This is a genomic window from Secundilactobacillus silagei JCM 19001, from assembly GCF_002217945.1.
Taxonomy (GTDB): Bacteria; Bacillota; Bacilli; order Lactobacillales; family Lactobacillaceae; genus Secundilactobacillus; species Secundilactobacillus silagei.
The window spans coordinates 1-23,945 of the sequence record NZ_BCMG01000004.1 but is presented as its reverse complement, the minus strand read 5'-3'; the positions used below and the strand labels follow the sequence as shown (position 1 = coordinate 23,945).

At 47.0% G+C, this 23,945-nt stretch carries 22 protein-coding genes and 5 tRNA genes; 3 read left to right on the top strand and 24 right to left on the bottom strand.

Annotated features, from left to right (window positions below):
* Nucleotides 1-18 precede the first annotated feature (18 nt).
* Nucleotides 19-1,395: a DNA repair protein RadA gene (gene radA, locus CES79_RS04475; RefSeq protein ID WP_089136447.1), complete on the bottom strand. Its 1,377-nt coding sequence runs from the start codon at nt 1,393-1,395 to the stop codon at nt 19-21.
* Between the two features lie 108 nt (nt 1,396-1,503).
* Entirely contained in the window at nt 1,504-2,040 is a 537-nt protein-coding gene (locus CES79_RS04470) for a dCTP deaminase/dUTPase family protein (protein ID WP_089136446.1), read from the bottom strand.
* A 141-nt stretch (nt 2,041-2,181) separates the two neighbouring features.
* On the opposite strand from CES79_RS04470, the gene CES79_RS04465 reads away from it, so the two are divergent.
* On the top strand, nt 2,182-3,525 hold the full coding sequence (locus tag CES79_RS04465; RefSeq protein WP_290123375.1) for a C1 family peptidase: 1,344 nt from the start codon (nt 2,182-2,184) through the stop codon (nt 3,523-3,525).
* Between the two features lie 71 nt (nt 3,526-3,596).
* Here CES79_RS04465 and CES79_RS04460 read toward each other — a convergent pair whose 3' ends face one another.
* Complete coding sequence (locus CES79_RS04460; protein ID WP_089136445.1) at nt 3,597-4,268, bottom strand: 2,3-bisphosphoglycerate-dependent phosphoglycerate mutase; 672 nt, start codon at nt 4,266-4,268, stop codon at nt 3,597-3,599.
* 114 nt (nt 4,269-4,382) lie between these two features.
* Nucleotides 4,383-5,336, bottom strand: a complete 954-nt coding sequence (locus CES79_RS04455; RefSeq protein WP_089136444.1) for an AEC family transporter — start codon at nt 5,334-5,336, stop codon at nt 4,383-4,385.
* A 294-nt stretch (nt 5,337-5,630) separates the two neighbouring features.
* On the opposite strand from CES79_RS04455, the gene CES79_RS04450 reads away from it, so the two are divergent.
* Complete coding sequence (locus CES79_RS04450; protein WP_089136443.1) at nt 5,631-6,710, top strand: LCP family glycopolymer transferase; 1,080 nt, start codon at nt 5,631-5,633, stop codon at nt 6,708-6,710.
* 88 nt (nt 6,711-6,798) lie between these two features.
* Here CES79_RS04450 and CES79_RS04445 read toward each other — a convergent pair whose 3' ends face one another.
* The 11 genes from CES79_RS04445 to CES79_RS04395 all read right to left on the bottom strand — a co-directional run bounded on the left by CES79_RS04445 (nt 6,799) and on the right by CES79_RS04395 (nt 17,986).
* Nucleotides 6,799-7,302, bottom strand: coding sequence for a PTS sugar transporter subunit IIB (locus CES79_RS04445; protein ID WP_089136442.1), 504 nt, complete (start codon nt 7,300-7,302; stop codon nt 6,799-6,801).
* 5 nt (nt 7,303-7,307) lie between these two features.
* A complete protein-coding gene (locus CES79_RS04440; protein WP_089136441.1) occupies nt 7,308-7,718 on the bottom strand; it encodes a PTS sugar transporter subunit IIA in 411 nt (136 codons plus the stop codon).
* A 111-nt stretch (nt 7,719-7,829) separates the two neighbouring features.
* The gene (locus tag CES79_RS04435; protein WP_054654189.1) at nt 7,830-8,456 is read right to left on the bottom strand and encodes an HAD family hydrolase; all 627 of its coding nucleotides are present in this window, start codon (nt 8,454-8,456) and stop codon (nt 7,830-7,832) included.
* An 83-nt stretch (nt 8,457-8,539) separates the two neighbouring features.
* Nucleotides 8,540-8,624 (bottom strand) — tRNA-Leu (locus tag CES79_RS04430).
* Nucleotides 8,625-8,690: 66 nt separating this feature from the next.
* Nucleotides 8,691-9,572, bottom strand: coding sequence for a homoserine kinase (thrB, locus tag CES79_RS04425; protein ID WP_054654190.1), 882 nt, complete (start codon nt 9,570-9,572; stop codon nt 8,691-8,693).
* Between the two features lie 109 nt (nt 9,573-9,681).
* Nucleotides 9,682-10,152, bottom strand: coding sequence for a SprT family protein (locus CES79_RS04420; RefSeq protein ID WP_054654191.1), 471 nt, complete (start codon nt 10,150-10,152; stop codon nt 9,682-9,684).
* On the bottom strand, nt 10,145-12,310 hold the full coding sequence (locus CES79_RS04415; protein ID WP_089136440.1) for a Tex family protein: 2,166 nt from the start codon (nt 12,308-12,310) through the stop codon (nt 10,145-10,147). The genes CES79_RS04420 and CES79_RS04415 overlap by 8 nt, the downstream gene beginning before the upstream one ends.
* A gap of 121 nt (nt 12,311-12,431) precedes the next feature.
* Nucleotides 12,432-12,866 (bottom strand): hypothetical protein, encoded by a 435-nt coding sequence (locus tag CES79_RS04410; protein ID WP_089136439.1) that lies wholly within the window; start codon nt 12,864-12,866, stop codon nt 12,432-12,434.
* Nucleotides 12,867-12,877: 11 nt separating this feature from the next.
* Nucleotides 12,878-15,529, bottom strand: coding sequence for a cation-translocating P-type ATPase (locus CES79_RS04405; protein ID WP_089136438.1), 2,652 nt, complete (start codon nt 15,527-15,529; stop codon nt 12,878-12,880).
* A gap of 147 nt (nt 15,530-15,676) precedes the next feature.
* Nucleotides 15,677-16,501: an NAD(+) synthase gene (nadE, locus tag CES79_RS04400; RefSeq protein WP_089136437.1), complete on the bottom strand. Its 825-nt coding sequence runs from the start codon at nt 16,499-16,501 to the stop codon at nt 15,677-15,679.
* Nucleotides 16,502-16,513: 12 nt separating this feature from the next.
* Nucleotides 16,514-17,986, bottom strand: coding sequence for a nicotinate phosphoribosyltransferase (locus tag CES79_RS04395; RefSeq protein ID WP_089136436.1), 1,473 nt, complete (start codon nt 17,984-17,986; stop codon nt 16,514-16,516).
* 119 nt (nt 17,987-18,105) lie between these two features.
* On the opposite strand from CES79_RS04395, the gene CES79_RS04390 reads away from it, so the two are divergent.
* On the top strand, nt 18,106-18,840 hold the full coding sequence (locus CES79_RS04390; protein WP_089136435.1) for a WecB/TagA/CpsF family glycosyltransferase: 735 nt from the start codon (nt 18,106-18,108) through the stop codon (nt 18,838-18,840).
* A gap of 57 nt (nt 18,841-18,897) precedes the next feature.
* On the opposite strand, the gene CES79_RS04385 is transcribed toward CES79_RS04390, so the two are convergent.
* From CES79_RS04385 to CES79_RS04345, 9 genes are all read right to left on the bottom strand, one after another.
* Nucleotides 18,898-19,599: a GntR family transcriptional regulator gene (locus CES79_RS04385; RefSeq protein WP_089136434.1), complete on the bottom strand. Its 702-nt coding sequence runs from the start codon at nt 19,597-19,599 to the stop codon at nt 18,898-18,900.
* A 26-nt stretch (nt 19,600-19,625) separates the two neighbouring features.
* On the bottom strand, nt 19,626-20,771 hold the full coding sequence (gene nagA / locus CES79_RS04380; RefSeq protein ID WP_054654192.1) for an N-acetylglucosamine-6-phosphate deacetylase: 1,146 nt from the start codon (nt 20,769-20,771) through the stop codon (nt 19,626-19,628).
* 140 nt (nt 20,772-20,911) lie between these two features.
* Nucleotides 20,912-21,709, bottom strand: coding sequence for a pyrroline-5-carboxylate reductase (proC, locus tag CES79_RS04375; RefSeq protein WP_054654193.1), 798 nt, complete (start codon nt 21,707-21,709; stop codon nt 20,912-20,914).
* 281 nt (nt 21,710-21,990) lie between these two features.
* Nucleotides 21,991-22,062 (bottom strand) — tRNA-Gln (locus CES79_RS04370).
* A 4-nt stretch (nt 22,063-22,066) separates the two neighbouring features.
* A tRNA-Tyr gene (locus tag CES79_RS04365) sits at nt 22,067-22,152 on the bottom strand.
* Between the two features lie 70 nt (nt 22,153-22,222).
* A tRNA-Gln gene (locus CES79_RS04360) sits at nt 22,223-22,294 on the bottom strand.
* A gap of 7 nt (nt 22,295-22,301) precedes the next feature.
* Nucleotides 22,302-22,384 (bottom strand) — tRNA-Tyr (locus CES79_RS04355).
* A 94-nt stretch (nt 22,385-22,478) separates the two neighbouring features.
* Entirely contained in the window at nt 22,479-23,312 is an 834-nt protein-coding gene (locus tag CES79_RS04350; RefSeq protein ID WP_225362317.1) for a metallophosphoesterase, read from the bottom strand.
* Between the two features lie 67 nt (nt 23,313-23,379).
* Nucleotides 23,380-23,945, bottom strand: a 566-nt coding sequence (locus CES79_RS04345) for an oligopeptide:H+ symporter (protein ID WP_143456344.1), incomplete at its 5' end; no start/stop codon positions are given.

Below are 23,945 nucleotides of genomic sequence, written 5' to 3'. Positions count from 1 at the left end.
AATTCACCTCCAAATCCGTTAAGCTAAAATTTTATGCAATGCTTCTCCCAACGTTGCCACACCCACAACTTCAATGTCAGTCGGCGGCGTCCAGTCCTTCAAGTTGTTTTTGGGAATGTAGATCCGCTTGAACCCCAGCTTGGAGGCCTCTTTGACCCGGTCTTCAACGCGATTGACCCGGCGAACTTCACCGGTCAGTCCAATTTCGCCAACGTAGCATTCATTGGGGTTAGTCCCCTTGTCACGATAAGAACTGGCAATGCTGATAGCTAATGCCAAATCGATGGCTGGTTCGTCCAGCTTGACGCCACCGGCAGCTTTTAAATAAGCATCCTGATTTTGAAGCATCAGGTTAGCACGTTTTTCCAGTACTGCCATGATCAATGATACGCGGTTACGGTCAAGACCGGAAGCCGTGCGCTGAGCATTTCCAAAAACTGAGGGTGTCAAAAGTGCCTGAATCTCGACCAAAATCGGCCTGGTTCCTTCCATGGAAACCACGATTGCGGAACCAGTGGCGTCCTTTAGGCGTTCCTCCAGAAAAATTTCTGACGGATTCTTAACTTCCTTCAAACCAGACGCCTGCATCTCAAAGATACCCAATTCATTGGTGGAACCAAACCGGTTCTTCACCGCCCGCAAAATCCGATAGGTATGATGCAGGTCACCTTCAAAGTATAAAACAGTATCCACCATATGTTCCAAAACTTTCGGGCCGGCAATAGCGCCACCCTTAGTCACGTGGCCCACAACAAAGATCGTCACCCCTTGTGACTTGGCAATCCGCATTAATTCAGCAGTCACCTGCCGAATCTGTGAAACGGAGCCAATGGCCGAAGTGATTTCGGGTTCAGACATCGTTTGAACTGAGTCAATGACCACGTAGTCGGGTTTCATTTCGTTGATATTTGCCCGAATTCGGCTCATATCAGTTTCAGGATACAAGTATAAATTATCGCTGGCAACCCCTAACCGGTTAGCCCGCATTTTGATCTGGTTAGCACTTTCCTCACCGGACACGTAGAGGACTTTGCCATCAGCTTGACTCAGCTGACCGGATACTTGCAGTAACAGGGTCGATTTCCCGATTCCGGGATCACCGCCAATTAAGACTAAGGAACCGGGAACGACACCGCCGCCTAAGACCCGGTTAAGTTCACCCATTTGCGTTTTGATTCGGGGTTCTTTTTCCATTGAAACTGCTGACAGTTTCTCTGGCTTGGTGACTGCCCCGCCAACTAGACTGCTGGTTGAAGCCTTGGCGGAAGTTGTGGCCGGTGCGATCACTTCTTCAACGAACGTGTTCCACTTACCGCAATTGGGGCAACGTCCCAAAAAACGGGGCGCTTGATAGCCGCATTCCTGACAGACAAACTGTGTCTTCTCTTTAGCCAATCGTTTCAATCCCTTCCGAAAAAAAATCTGACCAATACTAACCAAACCTATTTTATCATAGTCTAAGGCTATTGCTAGTTTAGACCATTGAGCTTAAATTCTTTTTAATTACTTGCCTGACGACCCAAAGCCACCCTGCCGTTCTTGCTGGGGCTGCTGCTCGTTATCGGCCGTTAAATAGTGCATGAAGATACCTTGACCAATGCGATCACCCTTAGCGATCTTAGCATCCGTCAGGCCAAAATTCAGCACCTGCATGAAGATTTCACCCTCATTGCTGTCATTATTGTAATAATCAGCATCGATCACGCCGATCCCATTGGGAATGACCAAACCGCGTTTTAGCGGATTACTGGACCGGTTCGCTAAGATCAATACCTCATCCGCTCCCATATACGCTTTGATCCCGGTTGGAATCAAGAATGGTTTCAGTATTTTTTTCGCCTTTTCAAGGGCGCCTTTATCAACCTCTTTTTGGTGCCGAATGGCCCAGATAACTTTTAGAAAGTCCATTTTCCAGATACTTGGTACGGTAAAATCAACGGCACTTTCAAAATCATACCCAGCGGCCCGTTTGGTCGTGCGGTATGGAACGTGTAAGCCTTCATTGGCATACGTAGAAACGATTTCAAACCCTCGTGTCATGTGTGTTCTCCTTTCATACATTGTTTTATCTTACACTATAAGTACGGTGGAAAACACCCCCAAAGATTGACCCTAGTGGGCTCTTTTACCGTTAAAATGTTGTACAATAATGACTATAAAATGAGAAGGAGTGTGATCCATTTGAGTAATGAAAACCAAGCTGCTATCAGCAGTGATCAAATTGCCCGCTATCAAGCTTCATTGAACGACCGTAAAGACGCTAAAGTGGTTGAACGCGCCGTCACCCACCAAGGTATCTTAGCCACCAGTGCTGACTTTGCCTCCAACACTGACATGACACCCGTTTTTTCCATTGAGCTGGATACCGGTAAGGTGGCTAATCAAAAACAAAGCGGCCGCTGCTGGATGTTCGCAGCCTTAAACACGATGCGTCACGAACTGGCTGACAAGTTCAAACTGAAGAACTTTGAACTATCTCAAAACTACACTAATTTCTGGGATAAGTTCGAAAAGGCCAACTACTTCTATCAAAACGTGTTAAACACTGCCGACCAGCCGCTGACTAGCCGCAAAGTTGCCTTTCTCATGGCGACACCGCAACAGGACGGCGGCCAGTGGGATATGCTCTGTGCCGTGATTGAAAAGTACGGCATCGTACCTAAGTCAGTGATGCCTGAAACCTATAACAGTGCTAAGTCCAGCGAGCTTAACGGGACCTTAAATAAGAAATTACGCAAGGATGCCGTTACTCTTCGTGACCTCGTCGCTAAAAATACTAGCGATGACGACATTGCCGCTGCCCGCGACAAAATGCTGGGCGAAGTTTACCGCCTGCTCTGCTACACCTTAGGCGAACCAGCACAAAAGTTCGACTTTGAATACCGCGATGATGATAAGAACTACCACATCGATCGAGACCTTACACCAAAATCATTTTATGACAAATACGTCGGCTGGAACTTAGCGGACTACGTGTCCATCATCAACGCACCAACCGCTGACAAGCCGTACAACAAGACTTATACCATCGAAATGCTGGGAAACGTTTTAGGTGGCCGTGCCGTTAAGCACTTAAACGTCACCATGGACGACTTCAAAAAGCTCGCCATTGCCCAGTTAAAAGATGGCCAAAGCGTTTGGTTTGGCTGTGACGTTGCTCAAAGTTCTGATCGCCAAAAGGGCATCATGGACACCAAGGCCTACGACAAGAACGCGCTGTTAGACATGGATCTCACCATGACCAAGGCGCAGCGTCTGGACTACGGTGAAAGTTTGATGACCCACGCCATGGTCATTACCGGCGTGGACCTCGTTGACGGCCAGCCAACTAAGTGGAAGGTCGAAAACAGCTGGGGTGATAAAGTTGGTACCAAGGGTTACTTTGTGATGAGTGACAGCTGGATGACAGAATACTGCTACCAAGTTGTTGTGAACAAGAAGTACCTAAGTGACAAACTGCGTCAAGCACAGGCAGAAGCACCAACCGTTTTAGCCCCTTGGGATCCAATGGGCGCTTTAGCTTAATCATTAATTGCAAACAGCCTGATTACCAGTTAGTAATGACTGATAATCAGGCTGTTTTTGTATCCTGTGTGTTACTGCAATGCTTTTTTACTCGTGACGTTTAAGGCTGCGTCAAACTCATAAACAATTGGCACGCCATTAGGTACTTCCAAATGGTCAATATCCGTATCATTGATTCGATCAATGTATTTGATCAGCGCACGTAACGTACTGCCATGGGCGACCACCAGTTGATTATGCCCGTCCAGCAAACGTGGCGCAATTTCATCTTGCCAATAAGGCATCAAGCGATTATACGCCATTTCCAGACTCTCACCCTTGGGCTCAGTGACGCCTAACGGCACGTACCTAGGATCTCGATCCGGTTTATCTAACAGTGGCGGTACAACATGATAACTACGCCGCCAAAGCTTAAATTGTTTCTCACCGACGGCCGCCTTGACCGCGGCTTTTTTCTGACCGCGTAGAGCGCCATAATGCCGTTCATTTAAACGCCAGGATTTCGTCACCGGAATGTACATCTGGTCGGCTTCCTCCAGCACAATGTTGGCGGTCATAATGGCCCGTTTCAGCATGGAGGTATGCAAATGCTCAAACTGCAGACCGGTCTGCCGAATCATTTTACCAGCCTGATGAGCCTGCGCAATCCCCTTTTCGGTGAGTGCTACATCACTCCAGCCAGTAAACACACCATCGCGATTAGCCTGACTTTCACCGTGACGCAAAATGACTAATTTAACCATAAAACTGACCCTCTCTTCTCATGCTCTTTCATTCACATATTATATCACCGGCATTAAATTCAATAAAGGGACCTCGCCATCTAAGTCGAGGTCCCTTTAGAAAAAATCGATCAATCAGTGAGATGCGTTTAACAGTAACATCAAGATTGGAATGACCAGTAAACTCAATAACGTTGATTCGGTCACCATAACAGCGGCAAAACTGGAATCCGCCCCGTAGAGTTTTGAAACGACCGGTGCGTTCGTCATAACCGGCATTGCCGATTGAATGATAAAGACCTGTTTCATCATGACGGGCATCCCAGTTGGCAAAACCAATAGCGACATTAAGGCTGGTGCAAGAATAAACCGGCCAAAGAGAATCCCTAAACTGCCACGGTTGATGGTTAAATCACGCAGATCAACATTGGCAATCGCGATCCCAATAAAGATCATTGACAGTGGCACCGTCAAGCCGCCGATATAATTCAAATCAGCCATAATAAATTTCGGCAACTGAATTTTCAGTAAAACTAAGACCACGCCGACCATGAAACCAAGCAGCGGCGGTGAAAAGACCTTTTTCAGCGTTTGACCAAGACTAAAGTGATAATCACCTTGACCGTCACGCTGGATCAAATAGACCCCCAACGTCCAGAAAATAGTTGTGTTCGCCATATAGTAGACCAAAACGTACGGTAAACTCTTGGCAGCCCCAAAGAGGGCCACGTTTACAGGTAAGCCAACAAAAACCGTGTTGGAGTTAAAAAACATCGATTCGAAAAGCCCCTTATGACTTTTCTTAATATGTAGAACTTTAGCGACAATGATCGAAACCCCAAAGAGGATCATCATTGACACCACTGGGAACCGCAAGTCAGGTAACGTGTTAATCAACCGTTTGAACGTAAACTTGCTAATGATGGTGTAGGCCATGTAGGCCGGTAAAGCTACCTGGGTAACCAACCGGGCAATCAGCTTGCTGGCTGACTCATTAAACCAGCCTAGATTAGTCAGAAGGTAACCTAACGCAATCATCAGAAGAATCTCAACGACGCCCGCAACACTCCGGGCGAATAATAGCAACATTGTGTGTTATACCCTCTTTCACATCAAAAATTAATATTTATTATAGCATAGTTCTCTAACGTTGACTTGACAACCTCACAAATATTGACCGTTCCGATGGCTGTTTAACCCAACTTTCATTATTGTATGGTTTACGGGAACCATAATTTGTGATGTAATAGTACAGTTAGGCCGTTGTAGAAATGAAGGGCCCAACGTTTTTATTAAAATCGATTTAAGCTTCATAAAAAAATCACCGTATCCAAGATAATAGACCTATAATGCAAAGAGATTTTACAGAGGCGAGGAAAACTAATGGCATCAAATAATTTCGATCCAAATCAAAACAACCAGCAAAAACGGCGCAGCGATTATTCACACTTTAAGACCCACAAAAAACACCGTGGGCTACTCTGGAGTATTCTAATCGTCGTCTTGATCCTACTCACGGGTGGCATCGCTTATGGCTATCACGCCTATAACGAGGCTAAGAAAACCTTCAATACCACCTTTCAGGCTGGACAGACTAATAAGCTTAGAAACGTTGATAGCGTCATTAAAGAAGGCAAGCCATTTTCAATTCTGCTCATGGGAACCGATACTGGTGCGCTGGGCAGAAATGACGTTGGCCGAACGGATACCATGATCGTCGCTACGATCAACCCGAAAAAGGAAACGGCCTATTTGACCAGTATCCCTCGTGATACCCGGGTTCAGGTCAAGGGTGATACTCAGCCCTACGAAAAGATCAACGCAGCCTACACAATTGGTGGTGCTGCTGGCTCCGTTTCTACCGTTGAAAAATTACTGGATATTCCGATCGACTTCTACGCGATCGTTAACATGGGCGGCCTAGAAAAGATGGTCAATGCCGTTGGCGGTGTCGATGTGGTCCCACCAATGACTTTCCACTATGGCAATGCTAACGTGGTCAAGGGTAAGAAGATTCATTTGAATGGTAAGGAAGCTCTGGATTACTCACGGATGCGTGAAGAAGATCCACTGGGTGATTATGGCCGTCAAAAACGGCAGCGACAAGTTTTGCAGAAACTGGTCGTCAAAGGGGTCGGCATTACTTCCATCCCCCGTTACAAACAGATCCTCACCTCTTTGAATGGCAACATGAAAACCGATATGACGTTTAATGATATGCTGACCATTCGGACTAAGTACGGCAATGCCAGCCACCACATTAAGTCCCAGACACTTCAGGGACAAGATGCCATGATCGATGGCATCTCGTATCAAGTTGCACCGCTGTCAGAACTGCAAAAAGTTTCTCACAATATTCGGCGGACACTAGACCTTAACGATTCAACTAAGTTAACCTCGAGTTCTACTGATACGGGTGATGACAGTCAGTACACTTCCTCAACTAGCGGATCCGGTTATTAATTTAATAGCGATCAAAAGAGCTTAATGCGATGGAAACTTGCATTAAGCTCTTTTTTTGTTGCGCTAGTTAAACATCTAAGTCAACCGATCAAACTGTCAATTGATCTAAAAATGGTTCAATGTTTTGGGGTGTATCAGTTGGATTCTCCTGCACAACCACTTTCAAGTGCGCCTTATGGGTTAAAAATCGTAAAGCATCAGCTTCAGTTTTATCCACCGCCACACCGTTCATCAGCATTTTCATACCGTCTCGGTAAGCTAAAATGCCAAGATTAATCCCGATTCCGGTTAAATCAACGCCGCCCTTAACTAATTTGGCCATATCTTTAGCCGTTTCCGTTAGCAGCAGCGGTTTGAAAGTATCAAACCGTGGATCTTGATAAACGGCTAACATCTTTTTCACGGTCATCACGTTTGCTTCGATCCCCGAAGGTACCGACTGCAGCATCAACGTCTGGTACAAATGATCCTTAACGACCCGGTTTGAAACAATTAGGATACGATTGGGCATGGTCACTTTGACCCACCCACTCGCAACTTGCTTGGGTAACAAACGACTGCCGATACGCGCTAAGCGAATATCCATTGTCATAAAGGTTAATTCCCTTCGTCATGCGTCTCTGGCTCAAACCGACGGACACCTTTCTTCCCGCTTTTTTCGAGATGGGCCACGACTTTATCTAATGGCTGATCTCGAATGGTAAACGCGTCCATCAAAATGGGCAAATTAACGCCGGCAATCAGTGCCATCTGCGCTGGTTGACGACTCACAATTTGGCTTGCGACGGTGAATGGCGAACCGCCCCACAGGTCAACTAAAAATAACACGGCATCCGCAGTATCAAATTTATTGAGGGCCGTTTGATATTTGATCTTCAAGTCATCTGACGTTTCATGATCCTCAAAAGTCACCGTTGCAATGTTGGCCTGCTTCCCAAAAATCATCGTCGCAGACTGCAATAATCCCTTCGCAAATTCACCGTGGCTCGCAATAATAATGGCAATCATGACATTGCCTCCTCATCATTAAGCAAAATTAATCTTTCCTAGCAAATTAACTGCTCTCATTGGCTATTATCATAGCACATCGACCGAATTTATGCCTTGCTGATTGGCATATCAGCCAACTAAGGTCAGCATTTCTTGGGGAGCAGCCAACCGATAATCAGCGTCTTCAACACCCGCTGGCGTGCGCTTGCCCCAAACCACCAAACCAAATTTAACACCCGCCGCGTGGGCCGCTTGCAGGTCATACTGCGTATCGCCAATGTAGACGGTTTCTGCCGGATCTGCTTGTAGACGGTCCATGGCGACCAGGATTGGATCCGGCGCCGGCTTGCCCCGCTTCGCGTCTTCAAAGAAAACAAATTCACTGAAGTATTGATCCAGTCCCAGTGGTGTGACATCGCGTTTGAATTCATATTTTTGCTTTGAAGTCATAATCGCCAGCTGCGTGCCAGGCTGTTCACTGAGTTGTTTAAGCATGGTTTCGATGCCATCATAAACGTGGGTCAGCGGCTGAAATTCCGGAATGGCCTGAGCCCATTCATTTAGAATCGGCTGCAGCATGTCTGTCGGCACTTTTAACCGCTTCAGCGCGTCCAGACTAGTAATTCCAAACGTTTGGGCTAGTTCGCTGTAGGGGTGCGAAATTTGGTGCTGACGAAGGACCTTGTCCAGCGCCTTCATATACATCGCTTCCGTATCCAGTAAGGTGCCATCCACATCAAAAATAAAGTTTTTCATTAAACGTAACCTCCGCAAAAATTATTCAATAAAAAAACTCGGGATCTTCAACCAAAGCTGGTCAAAGATCCCGAGTTTACGTATGCGGCCAAGAGGACTCGAACCTCCACCGGGAAAACCCCGACAAGATCCTTAATCTTGCGCGTCTGCCAGTTCCGCCATGGCCGCATCAACAAGAAACAATATACCAGAATTATCACTTGTTTTCAATAGTTATTTGGAAAATATTCATATTTACTCGGCATTTACCGTTGCGCCTTGCCGGTCGATCGCAAAAATTCGTAGGCTGCCAATCATGCCCATATCCGTTAATTTCTGCCGTAAAACAATCAGCTGCGGTTCAGTCCCAAAGGTGCCGATCGTTGGCCCAGCGCCGCTTAGATAGGTGCCATAGATGCCAAATTGATGCGCTACTTCACGAATTTTTGGCAGTTCAGGCACTAATTTAGTCCGGGCAGTTTCATGAAATTGATCCTGTTCCATCAGGTGACTGGCTAACTGCCAATTTTTGGTTGCTAAAGCCGCGACCATGACGTTAGCCACACTGCTGCCCCTGACTGCCTGTTGACGCGGCAGCTGATCGGGTAAAACTTTACGGCTGTCAGCAGTCAATAGTGGCTGATTTTTGATAAAGCCCAGCAGTTTGATGTCATCTGGCATCGCTAATTTGACAGTCGTAGCTTTTTCACCGTCAAAATTAGCAATCACAACGTCCCCCAGCAATGCTGGCGCAACGTTATCCGGATGACCTTCGATCTTGGCTGCCAGTGTCACCTGATCAGCCAAGGACAGGTCCATTTCACCCAGTTCGTTAGCAATCTTAACACCGGCAATAATTGCCGTAGAGGAACTGCCCAACCCTCGAGCCACCGGAATATCTGACATCACGGTTAATTGATGCGGCTTCAGTTGCGGGTTGACCGTCAAGGCGGCCTGTACGATCAAATTTTGATCATCCGTTGGCACATCCGGGCCTAAAGCATGGTTCACTCGCCAGCGTTCCGTTTCTTCTTCCACGATCACCGTGAGGTAGAGGTGCAGTGCTACCCCAATAGAATCAAATCCTGGTCCCAAATTGGCCGATGTGGCTGGGACTCGAATCACTATTTTACCCATAAAAAAACCTCCAATACTGAAATGCGACGTTTACAGAAACAATTTCAGTTTTCATTCACTATTATCAGGGACATTAATTTAAATTTCAATCTCAATTTCACTAAACTGCTCAGCAATCACTTTGACTGTTCCTTTTTTGAAATATCAGCCGGCCGTGACACTTACCGCAAACAAATTTTTGGGTATTGATCCGGCGCTTACGCTGATAGATCTGACCGCATTTTTCACAGCGGTAAATGAGTACCGTTGTGGGCTTACTCAACTGCGGTTGCTGAGGCGCATACCGTAAGCCGCCAACTGCCTGTAACAGCTGCTTAAAGGCTCTTGTTCGGTGCTGTCCTGATTGGCCAGCCAGGTGCAGGTGATAGTGCACCAGCTCGTGTTTGATGACCCCCTCTAAGGTGGCTTCACCAAACACCGTCAGCATCCGCGGATTGATATCAATGTGGTGATCCTGCAGATGGTACCGGCCGCCAGTAGACCTTAACCGGCTGTTAAACACGGCACGGTGTTTAAACGGCTTACCAAATGACTGCAGTGAGATGCGTTCAACTAACTGCTGTAGCTCTCGATCAGTCATTTGGCGCCACCATGGTCAGCTGGATACGCTGCCGCTGCTCATCTATGGCCAGTACCCACACCGTGACAATATCGCCGACTGACGCCACGGCAGCCGGATTGCTCACAAAGGATTGGGATAGGTGTGAGATGTGCACTAAACCATCTTGCTTGACCCCAATATCAACGAAGATCCCGAAGTCCACCACGTTGCGAACGGTACCCTGCAGCTTCATCCCGGGTTTTAAGTCACTCATCTTCAAGACATCGGTCCGCAAAATTGGAGCTGGCATCTCGTCACGCCGGTCACGACCAGGACGCTGTAAAGCGCTCAAAATATCTTGGAGCGTTGCTGCACCCACGTTTAATTGGCCGCTTAAGTTCTTAATATCGACCTTTTCAAGTGCTAGAGTAACGGCTGGCGTCCCCACTTGTTTCAAATTCAGCCCGAGTTTCTCTAAGACTTGTTTGGCGACTGGATAGCTTTCCGGATGAATATCGGTATTATCCAGCACGTTTTTGCCGTTAATGATCCGCAGAAAACCCACCGACTGCTCGTAAGCCTTTGGTCCTAACCGTGGCACTTTTTTCAGTTCTGGGCGACTGCTAAAGCTGCCGTTGGCTTCCCGATAAGCCACAATGTTTTTAGCCGTCTGCTTCGAAAGCCCCGAAATATGCGCCAGCAATTCAATACTGGCCCGGTTTAGATCAACACCAACTTGGTTGACGGCGGTTTCAACCACCCGGTCAAGCTGTTCGTCCAGACCGCTTTCGGACACATCATGTTGATACTGACCCACCCCAACTGATTTAGGGTCGATCTTGACCAGTTCAGCCAACGGATCTTGCAGTCTGCGGCCAATGCTGATTGCTGAGCGCTCTTCAACGTTAAACTTAGGGAATTCAGCCCGGGCCACGGCACTAGCCGAATAAACGGACGCACCAGCTTCGTTAACGATCGTATATCTGACTTCTTGATCAACTTGCTTGATGGCATCCGCCACAAACTGTTCCGACTCCCGGCTGGCCGTGCCGTTACCGATGGCGATCATATCAACGTGATAGTCGGTCAATAGTTTAAGAAATGCTGGCATGGCCTGGCTGCGCTTAGTCGCAGAGGCTGGTTTGTGCGGGTAGATCACCTGTTTGGCGAGGTACTTCCCATTACCATCCATAATGGCCAGTTTACAGCCCGTTCGGTAAGCGGGATCAAAGCCCATGACCACGTGATTTTTCAGCGGTGCCTGCATCAGTAAATGATACAGATTATTGCCAAAGACTTGGATGGCGTGAGTCTGGGCCGTTGCGGTCAATGCGCGTCTCAGTTCCCGTTCAATGGCTGGTCCAATAAACCGTTTGTAGGCGTCCTGATAGGTGGTTTCAACAATTGCCACTGACGGTCCACGGTGGCGGCCAACCAGTTGAAACTGCAGGTAGCGGTCAATCGCGGCTTCATCAACCGTAATTTTAACGGTCAAGACCCCCGCCTTTTCGCCACGGTTCATGGCTAATGTCTGGTATGGGCTCAACTGTTTTAAAGCAGACTGAAAATCGTAGTAGATGCTGTAGACCTGATTGTCGTCTTTTTCCTTGCCACCCCGTTTTAATTGACTGGTCAAAACCCCGTTTCGTTCAGTATACCGGCGAATCCAGTCCCGAAATTCAGCGCGGTCACCAATCGCTTCGGCCAAAATTTCATGAACCCCCGCCAGAACACTATCCAGATTAGGAACCGCATCATTGAGATATTGACCCGCAACCGTCTCAACGGGCGCACGTTTAAATTGCAGTACCCACTGTGCCAGCGGATAAAGGCCGGCGTCTTTTGCGATAGTCGCCTTGGTACGCCGCTTTTGCTTATACGGCAGATACAGGTCCTCCACTTGCTGCAGCTGAGTGGTCGCCTTAATAGCTACCGTTAATTTGGCGGTCAACTGGTGCTGTTCTGAAATTTGGTTCAGAACCTCTTGTTTACGTTGCTGCAGTTTACTGATGCGGTTGGCTTCATCTTGAATGTCGCGAATCTCAACTTCATTGAGATCACCGGTCATTTCTTTTCGGTAACGGGCAATAAACGGGACCGTATTATGATCATCTAGGAGTTTCAAAGTCGCATCAATTTGACGGCTCTGATAGGCCGGCAGTGCCTGCTTAACGCGTTTTAAAGTCTCAGTATCCATTTTTCAACATCCTTACGTATAATGTCTTTATTATACCATGCGGTCTATTTTTCAATGTGACTTAAATAGAGCATGCAAAAGTCGCTTGACCCTCACATGCTCTATTCTTAAAACACTCTTTTTACATCACCATTGCCATAATCCGCTGGGCTGCTGAGGAGATCTTTCCCATCATGTTTTCCTGTTCATGTTCTGAATCGTTAAAGGCTTCAACGTTAACCGTCTGTCCTTCAGGATCAATCGTATCAACCATGGTCTGACAAGCTTGAGAGTAGTTTCTATAGGCTGCCACTAGCTGCTTATGCCGACCCAGGATTCGTACGGGAACGGCTGCTTGCTGCAACCGATTTAAGTTCTCGGTGTAGGCATCCGTACCCTTTTGGAAGGTGGCCTTGATCGCCGTTAACGTGTCCGTGCCTAAATCAGCCACAGTATCAGCATCAATGGCTTGACGTAATTTCTCAAAGTCGGGGTTCATGTCTGATCCCGTTTTTTCAGTATCTTCAATCACCTTAGTTAAAGCTGGCAAATAACTTGCCATTGTTTTGGGCTTCATAACTATTCCTCCTATTTTTCCAATCGTCGTTGTCCGAACTTAACGATTTCAACGATCGCAATCATTAAGATACCGGCACCAAACACGGTTCCCCACTGAAGCCAATTAAGCTCCGTCAGGTGGAACACGGTATTGAAACCTGGTACAACGATCGTCACTGCTAACAATAAGAACGCCGTCAGAATCGCCCAGTTAAGTGAACGGTTCTTAAAGATGCCAATCTTAAAAATGGATTCGTGGATCGACTTCGAGTTAAACGCGTGGAACAACTGAATCAGCCCCAACGTTGCAAACGCCATGGTCAACGCATCTGCGTGCGCCAGCTGGCTACTTGCGTGCACCGGAAACTTGAGGGAGAGGCCATAGACGCCAAGGGTAATCAGCCCTTCTAGCAGGCCCTGATAGATCACGTTGCCAAACACCCCACCGGAAAAGAAGTTTGATGCCCGGCCCCGCGGTTTGCGTTTCATAATATTGGGCTCCGCTGGTTCCAGTCCCAGCGCAATAGCTGGAAAGGTGTCGGTTACTAGGTTGATCCACAAAATCTGGACTGGTGCTAAGATCTGCCAGCCGAGTAACGTCATCACAAACAGGGTCAATACTTCACCAATATTAGCAGACAAGAGGTACTGCAACGCCTTTTGAATGTTAGCGAAGACTTTGCGGCCCTCTTCTACCGCGACCACAATGGTGGAAAAGTTGTCATCAGCTAAGACCATATCGCTGGCACCCTTTGACACTTCGGTACCCGTAATGCCCATACCAACGCCAATATCTGCGGCTTTCAAAGCTGGCGCGTCGTTCACGCCATCACCCGTCATCGCCACCACTTTACCACGCTTTTGCCAAGCGTTCACGATACGCACCTTATGTTCGGGTGCGACCCGGGCGTAAACCGAATATTGACCCACGTTCTGGTTAAATTCTTCATCGCTAAGTTTATCAAGTTCAGCCCCGGTGATCACCTGGCTATCAGTGCTATTTTTATCCAAGATTCCCAGTCGTTTGGCAATTGCCGTCGCGGTATCGCGGTGATCGCCCGTAATCATAATTGGCCGGATCCCGGCTTCATGGGCTTCAACCACGGCTTGAGCGACTTCTGGCCGTTCCGGATCGATCATGGCAATTAACCCAATAAAGATCAGATCCTGCTCGGCAGTTTCACTGGTTAAATCATCAGGCACCGCATCAATTTTTTTGTAGCCAAACGCTAATACCCGTAACGCCTGCGTCGCCAGATCGTGGTTAGTCGCCATGATCTGCTGCTTGTCAGCGTTGGTCAGCTCACGAACCTGACCATCTTGTAAGATCTGCGTCACCCGTTTTAAGAGTTGATCCGGCGCACCCTTGACGTACTGGGTAATCTCACCATCCGGATCTTCGTTATAAGTCGACATTAATTTACGTTCGGAATCAAACGGTATCTCGGCGATCCGCTTATTATTACTGATCGTTGCAGCTGCCGGTTCGTCTTGATTCAAATAGTACTGAATTAACGCGGTTTCAGTCGGGTCGCCTGCCAGGCCATCATCAGTGAACTTACTATCATTGTTTAGCAGCATGGCCAGCGCTAGTGGATCAGTCAAATCAACTTTACTTTGACTCGCATCCATCAGTTGACCGTTTTCGTACAGCTGCTCAACGGTCATTTTATTCTGAGTTAACGTCCCGGTCTTGTCTGAAGCAATAATATCCGTACTGCCCAGTGTTTCCACCGCTGGCAGTTTGCGGATCAGCGCATGGCGCTTTGCCATCCGCTGTGTGCCCAATGCCAAGGTAATCGTCACAATGGCCGGCAAGCCTTCCGGAATAGCCGCTACGGCCAAGGAAATGGCTGTCAGCAGCATATTGACCAGTGTTTCTTCACCACGAACCATGCCAATCACGAAAACTAACGCAGCAATGGCTAAAATCAATGCCGTCAGCCACTTACCCAGTTGGTTAAGGTTTTCTTGCAATGGCGTCTTGGTTTCTTCGGTTTCTTCAATCATCCCGGCAATCTGACCCACTTCGGTCTTCATCCCAGTTGCCACCACAACACCCGTCCCACGACCGGTCGTAATGTTAGCGGTCATGTAGACCAGGTTGTCCCGGTCACCTAGCGGCAGATCATCGTCAGTTAAAACGTCACTGGTCTTATTGACTGGTACCGATTCACCGGTTAAAGCCGCTTCTTCGACTTTCATGACGTTAGCGGTCACCAGTCGAATATCGGCTGGGACAATGTCGCCGGCTTCCAGATGAACGATATCGCCTGGAACCAGTTCATCACTTTTTACGGTCACCACCTGACCGTTACGCTCAACGTGTGCCACTGGTGCCGCCATTTCCCGTAACGAGTTAATGGCGTCCTCGGCTTTTGACTCCTGAAAAACACCAAAAATGGCGTTGAGCACAACGACGGCTAAAATGATCAGCGCGTCAACTAATTCACCGGTTGCGCCCGCGATCACGGCAGCAACGATCAGGACAATGATCATAAAATCCTTAAACTGGGCAATGAATTTTTCAAGCAACGTTGATTGCCGTTTTGCCGCCAGTTTATTTTCGCCGTACTTTTCCCGCCGTTCTTTAACGGTTGCTTCAGTCAGTCCTTGTTCTTGCGTATCCAAATTAGCGAACAGTTCATCCGTTGTCTGCTGGTACCATGGTTTGTCTGCCATATAAATCCTCCTGTCATGTATGAGTTATTTTCGTTGTTAAGTCTCATCGATTAAGACCTCCCCGGAGACGCTTGTCCCTTGCTGACGGGTCGGTCACAGAAGATCCTGCCGATTACTCCCTCATCGTATCACGCAGTCTCACGAAGTTTACTTCCAAAAAGTATCGAACACCGTCACGGGTAAGTGGCGTTTATGCTGGGTCTTTAAGTACCAGGATTCAATCGTTGACGCCGCTTTATCCGAAACGGGCTTGCCTTCTAGATAATCATCAATGTCATCATAATGAACGCCCAAGGCCACTTCATCAGGCAATGCCGGCCGGTCTTCTTCCAAATCGGCGGTTGGCACCTTAGTGTACAGGTGCTTCGGTGCGTGAAGTACTTCCAGCAGCTGCTTTCCCTGCCGTTTATTCAAGCGCCAAATGGGGGTAATGTCAGCAGCCCCGTCACCGAATTTAGTGTAAAACCCAGTTACCGCTTCAGCAGCGTGATCGGTTCCCACTACAACACCTTGATTCGCACCCGCAATCGTAAATTGAGCGATCATCCGTTGCCGGGCTTTAATATTGCCCTTATTGAAATCAGAGATGGTCTCCTGATTAGCCGCCACAGCAGCAACCGTGGCATCCGTTGCCGCTTGAATATCCACGCGGTCCACGCGGTCAGCCTTCATAAAGGCAATGGCGTCCATGGCATCCGATTCATCCGCCTGAGTACCATAGGGCAATCGAACGGCAATAAACTGGTAAGCGTCGTTTTTAGTCTCTGCCCGCAGCTCAGTTGCGGCCAGTTCGCAGAGTTTACCGGCTAAGGTCGAATCTTGACCGCCAGAAATGCCCAAAACCAGCGTTTTCAAACCCGTTTTTTGCAGGTAAGCCTTTAAAAAGTCGACACTGCGGCGAATTTCTGCCTCTGGATCAATTTGTGGTTTTACCTTCAGTGCTGCAATAATTTGTTGCTGTAATTCTCTCATCTCTCTGCCCTCTTATTTATTATCAAAATCAATTTTTTTAACGTACGCGTGAATTTCTTGAATTAAGTTCATCTTGTTGTCCCACAGTTTCTGGGAAAGATCGACCGGGTACTTCTGGGGATTCAGATCCCGTTTATATTCCGGCCAGAGATTAGCCAGTTTCTGTGAACAGCGTGCCTTGATATCAGCTAATTCCGGTTGCTGATAAACTAACCGGCCCTGATCAAAAATCGTCTGTAAGATTGGCCGGGCGTCAAAGTCGGTCACGGTTTTATTGATGTAGGTATAGCTTGGGTGGAACATGTACAGTTCATCTTGCTTACGCGGGTCTTCATTCCAAAGCGAGACGTAATCCCCCTCTGACTTGCCGTCATCTTTTTCGGTGATCCGCCAAACCTGTTTGCGGCCTGGTGTTGAAACTTTTTCAGCGTTATTCGATAATTTGATCGTATCTTCCATCTGGCCATTCTTCTCAATTGACACCATCTTATAAACGGCGCCTAGAGCGGGTTGGTCAAAAGCCGTGATCAATTTAGTGCCAACGCCCCAAACATCAATTTTGGCACTTTGCATCTTCAATGACATAATGGTCTTCTCGTCTAAATCGTTTGACGCATAAATTTTAGCGTCTTTGTAACCTGCTTCGTCCAGCTGTTCACGAACTCGCTTGGACAGGTATGCCATATCACCGGAATCGATCCGCACCCCTAGAAAGTTGATTTTGTCGCCCATTTCGTTAGCCACCCGAATGGCACTGGGGACACCACTTTTAATGGTGTCGTAAGTGTCCACTAAGAACACGCAGTCTTTATGGGTTTCAGCGTAGGCCCGAAAGGCATCGTAATCGTTTCCATATGTTTGTACCAGTGAGTGCGCGTGGGTCCCGCTGATTGGAATACCAAAGATCTTACCGGCGCGAACGTTTGATGTGGCATCGAAGCCACCAATGTAAGCTGCCCGGGTACCCCAGATAGCAGCGTCAAATTCCTGTGCTCGCCGGGTACCAAATTCCATGATATCGTCATTACCGGCTACCGAACGAATGCGGGCAGCTTTAGTAGCAATCAGTGTCTGATAGTTGACAATGTTCAGCACAGCAGTTTCAATTAATTGGCAGTCAGCTAAGGGACCTTCGACTTGCATCATCGGTTCATTGCTGTAAACCAGTTCACCTTCAGCAGCGGAGCGAACGGTGCCTTTAAACTGAAAGTGACTTAAATAATCCAGAAATTCAGGTGAATAATCGGTTGCTTCCGTTAAATAGTCAATATCGGTTTTTGAGAAGTGTAAATTTTCGATATAATGAATAATGTGTTCTAGTCCTGCAAAAACGGCGAACCCATTTTTAAAGGGCATATCACGAAAGTAAACTTCAAAAATCGCCTTTTTATTTTGAATACCCTGTTCAAAATAGGTTTGAATCATACTCAGTTCATATGCATCCGTATGCAACGTTGTGCTATCATCTGGATACTGCTTTGCCATGTTTGTAAACCCCTTTAATTGATTGATATTTCTGTTTATGAGAACTATTCTATCATTAATCCGAATCAGCGTCAGTTAAACCGATAGTTTTAAAATTATTTCTAGAATGGATGGTTATTATGTCTAACGAATTTCTACGGATCAACGTTCTCAACGTCCCGTTTATCAATACAACCCAAGCGGCTTTCTTAACCGCAGTTGAATCCCGCATTAATCATCGCCAGAACACCTTCATCGTAACGGCCAATCCTGAAATTGTCATGTATGCCAGAGATGATCCCAGTTATCAGCGCATTCTGAAAAACGCGGACTACATCACCCCGGATGGCATTGGCATCCTCAAGGGCGCTGCCATTCTGGGTACGCCAATGACTGAACGGATCACTGGCTATGATACCATGCTGGCGCTATTAGAATGGGGCAACCAGCAGCGTAAAACCGTTTATCTGGTAGGCGCCAAACCGGAAGTGATCAAAGACGTGAAGAAAGTCGTTGCCAACCGCTACCCCGGTTTAAAAGTGGCAGGTGCTCACGATGGGTACTTCACCGATTTTTCGCCCATCGCCCAAGACATCGCCGCTAAGCAGCCGGACATGGTGTTCTTGGCGGTCGGCTTTCCCAAACAAGAACAGCTGATTGCCGCTCATCGTCACCAAAATGATGGTTTATGGATGGGCGTCGGCGGTAGTTTTGACGTGCTAAGCGGCCACACCAAGCGCGCGCCAAAGTTCTTTCAAAACCACCACTTAGAATGGTTTTACCGGCTGCTGAGCGAACCGACGCGCTTGAAGCGCATGATGGTTCTGCCACGCTATTTAAAAACCGTCAAACGTGCTGCCCACAAGCAAAAATAGTTCAGAGTATGAAAAGAGCCTAGGAGCTGGTCACATGATCAACTTCTAGGTTCTTTATTATTTTTCGAGGACAAATTCAAACCGTTCGCCAACGTACTGCGTGCGGACGTATTCAAATGGCCGGCCATCCTGTAAGTACGAAATTTGCCGTAAACGCAAAATGGCATCGCCCCGTTTAATATCCAAATATTCCGCAATTCTTTCAGAGGCTGTCGAAGCCGACACCATTTGTTTGGCGTGTCCGGGCATAACGCCCTTTTTGGTTTCCAGCGTGCGGTACAGGGACTCGGAAACCTCTTGTTTTGAAAGTCCTTCCACAATTTCTAGCGGAATCGTTGCAACTTCAAAACTAATCGGCACATCATCCCCGTAACGAACCCGTTCCATTCGCAGCACCTGAGCATCATCCTTTAACTTTAACTTTTCAATTTCACTTAAAGATGGGCTCATCACGTGGTACGAAATCGTCTTACTGGAGGGCTGTTTGCCTTGTGCAAGCATCAGATCGGTAAATCCAGTGACCCCTGACATTTTTTCCTGTACTTTTTGATTGGCGACAAAAGTACCTGATCCAACAAAGCGCTCTAAAATTCCCTCTTCAACCAACGTTTGAATGGCTTGCCGAAGTGTCATTCGGCTTACGTGGAATTGAACGGCTAATTCACGTTCTGAAGGGATACGGTCCCCAACAGACCATTTACCAGCCTCGATAGCTTTCTTGATCTCATTATGAATTTGAATATATACAGGTGATCCCATAAAATTTAACGACCTTTCTTACCTCACTAATCGACTTGACTCGCGTCAAATTCACGACCATAACTGTAGGTTGTTTGCAGATTAAGCGTGCGATCAAAGACGTTCAAGTCAGCGTCAAGCCCTGGCAAAAGTTTTCCCTTTTGAGTTAAACCAAATTCTTCAGCTTGATTGACCGATGTCATTAATACAGCTTCTTCAATGCCACAGCCGGTAAAGGCCATCACGTTGCGAAAAGCATCATCGTAACGTAAGACTGAGCCAGCTAGGTTACCCGTTTCAAGACGGGCCTGCTTGTCTTTAACGATCACTTTTTGACCGCCAAGTTCACTGATCCCCTCAGGCATCCCCTTGGCCCGCATTGAATCCGTTACGAGTTCGATACGGTGCGGTCCCTTTTGATCATATGCCAATTTGATCATATCCGGCACGATATGAAAGCCGTCGCAGATCAATTCAGCATACATATTTTCTTCAAGCATCGCATGACCGGTAACGCCGGGTTCACGGTGTTTGAATTCCCGTTGTGCATTATATAAATGCGTCACATGAGTCGCGCGACTAGCCAGCATTTGTGCCCGGGTAGCGTTACTGTGCCCAACTGACGGCACGATGTTATGGGACAGGCAGTAATCTTCAAACACTCGTGACCCCTTATCTTCTGGTGCATAAGTAATTAATTTAACCAAACCGCCCGAAAGCTTGTTCCAATGATCCAGTAACGAAACGTCCGGATCTTTAATGTACTTTTCTGGCTGAGCACCCTTGTAGATGGCGGCAATAAAGGGCCCTTCAAGATGAACACCCTTGATCACTGGGTTCACCTTAGCGGCTTCTTTGATTCCGGTCATCGCGTGAGCAATATTATCATTGGACTGCGTCATGGTCGTTGGGAAGACGGTTGTAATCCCTTCTTTGACCATGTGATTAACCATTTTGTTGATTTGATCAGCATCGCCATCCATGGAATCAAAACCATACCCACCGTGAGTATGGACATCAATAAATCCCGGAACGATCACCTTACCGTTCACAAACTTAACGTCATCGTTAGGCTGTGCTTGATAATCGCTCATCTGACCAACGGCTTCAATGGTTTTGTCAAACCGAATATAACCATCTGAAATGACCTCTTCACCAGTATAAATTGTCGCGTGTTTCAACACGGTACTCATAGACTTTTCCTCCTAATCAACTCTCAGCTTCTCGACTAAGTTTACGGGCTTTATTATATACTGGTATAGACCATGTTGCAAGCCTGGTGCATCGGTGTTCATTGCTGGTTTAGCGACTCATTTTATCGCTTATAACCACTTTATTCCGCGTTATCACGGTCAATTGTAGCATCGATTCCCTTAACAACCGAAGTCATGAAGCCGGCTTCCTCCATTGCTAATAAACCGGCTACCGTACTGCCGCCCGGTGAAGAGACTTGATCAATGAGACCAAAGGGATTTTCATCCGACTTTAAAACCATTTCAGCCGATCCCATGACTGCCTGAGCTGCGATCTTGGTAGCAGCCGCCTTGGTTAAACCGTGTTTAACACCCGCGCGGCTTAAACTATCAATGAAGAAGTAAACGTAGGCTGGACTTGAACCAGCTAAGGCTGAAAACGTTGAAAAATCAGCTTCAGGCAAGGTTACCGTACTGCCAATCTGATCAAAGAGGCCAACTGCTTGTTGCTTGGCTTCGCCCGTTAGATGTTCGTTAGCGTGAACCGCGGTCATGCCAGCGCCAATTGCCACGTTCAAATTCGGCAGCGTACGCAGGATCGGCAGGTCATAACCCGCCAGCTCTTCCAACCGTTTCAGTGATAAACCGGCCACAATTGAAATTAAAATTTTGCGCTTAGCATCAAGCTGGTCGCGAATTTCCTGTAAAACCGGTGTTGCTACATTAGGCGTAACCGCTAGAACGACCACGTCGCTGTCCTGAGCAACTTCTGCATTGGTTGCCTTAGCAGTCACCCCGGTTTTATTAGCAAACGGCTCATAAGTTGAAGCGTGTGCGCTATGAATCAATATATCTGACGGCGTAAGTTTAGTTTGCTTCAGCAGACCGGTAATAATCGCCTGTGCCATACCGCCAACACCAATGAATCCAATCTTCATGAGTATCACTCCTAAGCATCCTGATGCGACTGAAATTATGCTAGATATATTATATCAAAAATTAAGTTAGGTAGACATTTTTTTCAATCGTCTTGCAACGCGAGCAAGCATTTTGACGTCAAATTAACGCTCTAAACCTTTATTCATTGCAATAAAAAAACCGCTAATCATCCTGATTAACAGTTACCGTCCCCTGCCCGTTGGGGAAATTATTTTAAGCAATAAAAAAACCCGTTATATCAGCACTGATAGGTGCTTGATAACGAGAAAGGCGTAACGAATTGGGCTAGCTGGATTCGAACCAGCGCATCACGGGATCAAAACCCGATGCCTTACCGCTTGGCTATAGCCCAATAATGGTGGATGGGAGTGGATTCGAACCACCGAACCCGAAGGAGCGGATTTACAGTCCGCCGCGTTTAGCCAGACTTCGCTACCCATCCATAATAAATATAAACAACGCTAATAACTATACAGCACATCGTATAATTAGTCAACCTCAATCTGGTTGAATTGGGCTAGCTGGATTCGAACCAGCGCATCACGGGATCAAAACCCGATGCCTTACCGCTTGGCTATAGCCCAATAATGATGGATGGGAGTGGATTCGAACCACCGAACCCGAAGGAGCGGATTTACAGTCCGCCGCGTTTAGCCAGACTTCGCTACCCATCCATAAATGTTTGTCACAAATCAACTTAATTATAATACCAAAAATCAGTGATATTCGTCAAGCTGGTTTCCGGTTATTTCTCATAAAAAATGGCTTTTACTCACTTTTATTCGTCAAATTGATGACTTTGACCCGTGTCAGCCACTCTGATTGAAAAGTAGCCGTTAACCATTCCCGTCTTCTGGCTGTGCCATACCCCACAGACTGATTGTAATAAAGTGTCCCCTCAAATTCACGGGGGGCTGGATGGATATGCAGATGACCAAATAAAACTTTCTTCACGTGGTATTTTGTCAGCAGTTGGCCCATTCGCACACTGCCTAACATAGCGTTAGCCATATTCCAAAAGCGATCATCAGACGTGATGTGCAGATATTCGATGCGCGGCACAAAGTGGGTCATGAATAACACGCGCTTATGATCTCGCTGGGCCTGCTGCAACTGCGTTTTGATAACTTGCAGCTCCTGGGTCAAACGTTTAGGATCGCTCATGGGCTGTTCAATGGCCCCATCGATCCAGTAGGCCCGTTTCCAGTGCCAAAAAGCATCGTCGGGCCGGTGTAAGACCGCTGCAAAGCTGTAATCGTACCAGCCATTATTACCAATAATGCGCCAATCAGTATCGGGCACATCGTAGTGCTTGCGATGAAGATAAGTTGCTGATAAGGGCTTTTCGAGGTCCTCATAGCTGATGTCGTTTACCATATCATGATTACCGGCAATAAACTTAACCACCGTGTGAGGCGTCATTTTTTGCAGTCTCTCAGCAAATGACAGTGATCGATCAAAGTGATTGAACAGATCACCAGCAATTAAATAAACACCAATCTGGTTTGTCTTTAACCATTGGCTCTGATCGACAAGCGCCTGTTCAGGGTCCACCTTATTGATATCAAAATGTAAATCGCTCACCATCGCTACTTTAACCATACGTTTTTCTCCCAATAAAAAAAGTTGTGTCACGAGATTATCGTAACACAACTTTGAAATTACAAGTTTATAGTACACCTTCCATTAAGCGCTTGATTGGCTTAATCATGAAGAAGAGTACGATACCGGCAATAATGGAAACAATCCCAATAATGCTGAAGTAGCCCACTTCATTACCTGGTGTATAGAATCGAACGATTTGTGAGTTCACAGCTTGTCCAGCGGAGTCAGCTAGGAACCACATACTCATCATAGAAGACTGGAACGCATTTGGCGCCAGCTTCGTAGTAACAGACAGTCCAATTGGTGAAATTAATAATTCACCAACTTCGATGATTGCCCAGCTACCAACTAACCATAGTGGACTAACCAGTGAATGGGCACCAAACATTGCCACTGGGATCACCATCCATAAGTATGAGAACCCGGTAACGAGCATCCCTAAGGAGAACTTGCTTGGTGAAGAAGGCTGTTTCTTACCCAGCTTCGTCCACAAAGTAGCAAAGATTGGGGTGTAGATCAAGATAAACAATGGGTTCAGTGATTGATAGTTCGCTGGGTTGATATGAATGACCCAGTTAAAGATATGAACCGTGTTGTTCGTTTGTGATTGTGCAAACAGCGCTAACACAA

What these genes read in the sequence shown, in the direction of transcription:
- nadE (WP_089136437.1), bottom strand. Translation starts at nt 16,501, where the DNA reads ATGAGAGAATTACAGCAACAAATTATTGCAGCACTGAAGGTAAAACCA.
- CES79_RS04440 (WP_089136441.1), bottom strand. Translation starts at nt 7,718, where the DNA reads ATGATTGCCATTATTATTGCGAGCCACGGTGAATTTGCGAAGGGATTA.
- CES79_RS04390 (WP_089136435.1), top strand. Translation starts at nt 18,106, where the DNA reads ATGTCTAACGAATTTCTACGGATCAACGTTCTCAACGTCCCGTTTATC.
- proC (WP_054654193.1), bottom strand. Translation starts at nt 21,709, where the DNA reads ATGAAGATTGGATTCATTGGTGTTGGCGGTATGGCACAGGCGATTATT.
- CES79_RS04445 (WP_089136442.1), bottom strand. Translation starts at nt 7,302, where the DNA reads ATGACAATGGATATTCGCTTAGCGCGTATCGGCAGTCGTTTGTTACCC.
- CES79_RS04410 (WP_089136439.1), bottom strand. Translation starts at nt 12,866, where the DNA reads ATGAAGCCCAAAACAATGGCAAGTTATTTGCCAGCTTTAACTAAGGTG.
- CES79_RS04395 (WP_089136436.1), bottom strand. Translation starts at nt 17,986, where the DNA reads ATGGCAAAGCAGTATCCAGATGATAGCACAACGTTGCATACGGATGCA.
- thrB (WP_054654190.1), bottom strand. Translation starts at nt 9,572, where the DNA reads ATGGGTAAAATAGTGATTCGAGTCCCAGCCACATCGGCCAATTTGGGA.
- nagA (WP_054654192.1), bottom strand. Translation starts at nt 20,771, where the DNA reads ATGAGTACCGTGTTGAAACACGCGACAATTTATACTGGTGAAGAGGTC.
- CES79_RS04350 (WP_225362317.1), bottom strand. Translation starts at nt 23,312, where the DNA reads ATGGTTAAAGTAGCGATGGTGAGCGATTTACATTTTGATATCAATAAG.
- CES79_RS04420 (WP_054654191.1), bottom strand. Translation starts at nt 10,152, where the DNA reads ATGACTGATCGAGAGCTACAGCAGTTAGTTGAACGCATCTCACTGCAG.
- CES79_RS04385 (WP_089136434.1), bottom strand. Translation starts at nt 19,599, where the DNA reads ATGGGATCACCTGTATATATTCAAATTCATAATGAGATCAAGAAAGCT.
- CES79_RS04435 (WP_054654189.1), bottom strand. Translation starts at nt 8,456, where the DNA reads ATGAAAAACTTTATTTTTGATGTGGATGGCACCTTACTGGATACGGAA.
- CES79_RS04460 (WP_089136445.1), bottom strand. Translation starts at nt 4,268, where the DNA reads ATGGTTAAATTAGTCATTTTGCGTCACGGTGAAAGTCAGGCTAATCGC.
- CES79_RS04450 (WP_089136443.1), top strand. Translation starts at nt 5,631, where the DNA reads ATGGCATCAAATAATTTCGATCCAAATCAAAACAACCAGCAAAAACGG.
- CES79_RS04470 (WP_089136446.1), bottom strand. Translation starts at nt 2,040, where the DNA reads ATGACACGAGGGTTTGAAATCGTTTCTACGTATGCCAATGAAGGCTTA.
- CES79_RS04405 (WP_089136438.1), bottom strand. Translation starts at nt 15,529, where the DNA reads ATGGCAGACAAACCATGGTACCAGCAGACAACGGATGAACTGTTCGCT.
- CES79_RS04415 (WP_089136440.1), bottom strand. Translation starts at nt 12,310, where the DNA reads ATGGATACTGAGACTTTAAAACGCGTTAAGCAGGCACTGCCGGCCTAT.
- CES79_RS04455 (WP_089136444.1), bottom strand. Translation starts at nt 5,336, where the DNA reads ATGTTGCTATTATTCGCCCGGAGTGTTGCGGGCGTCGTTGAGATTCTT.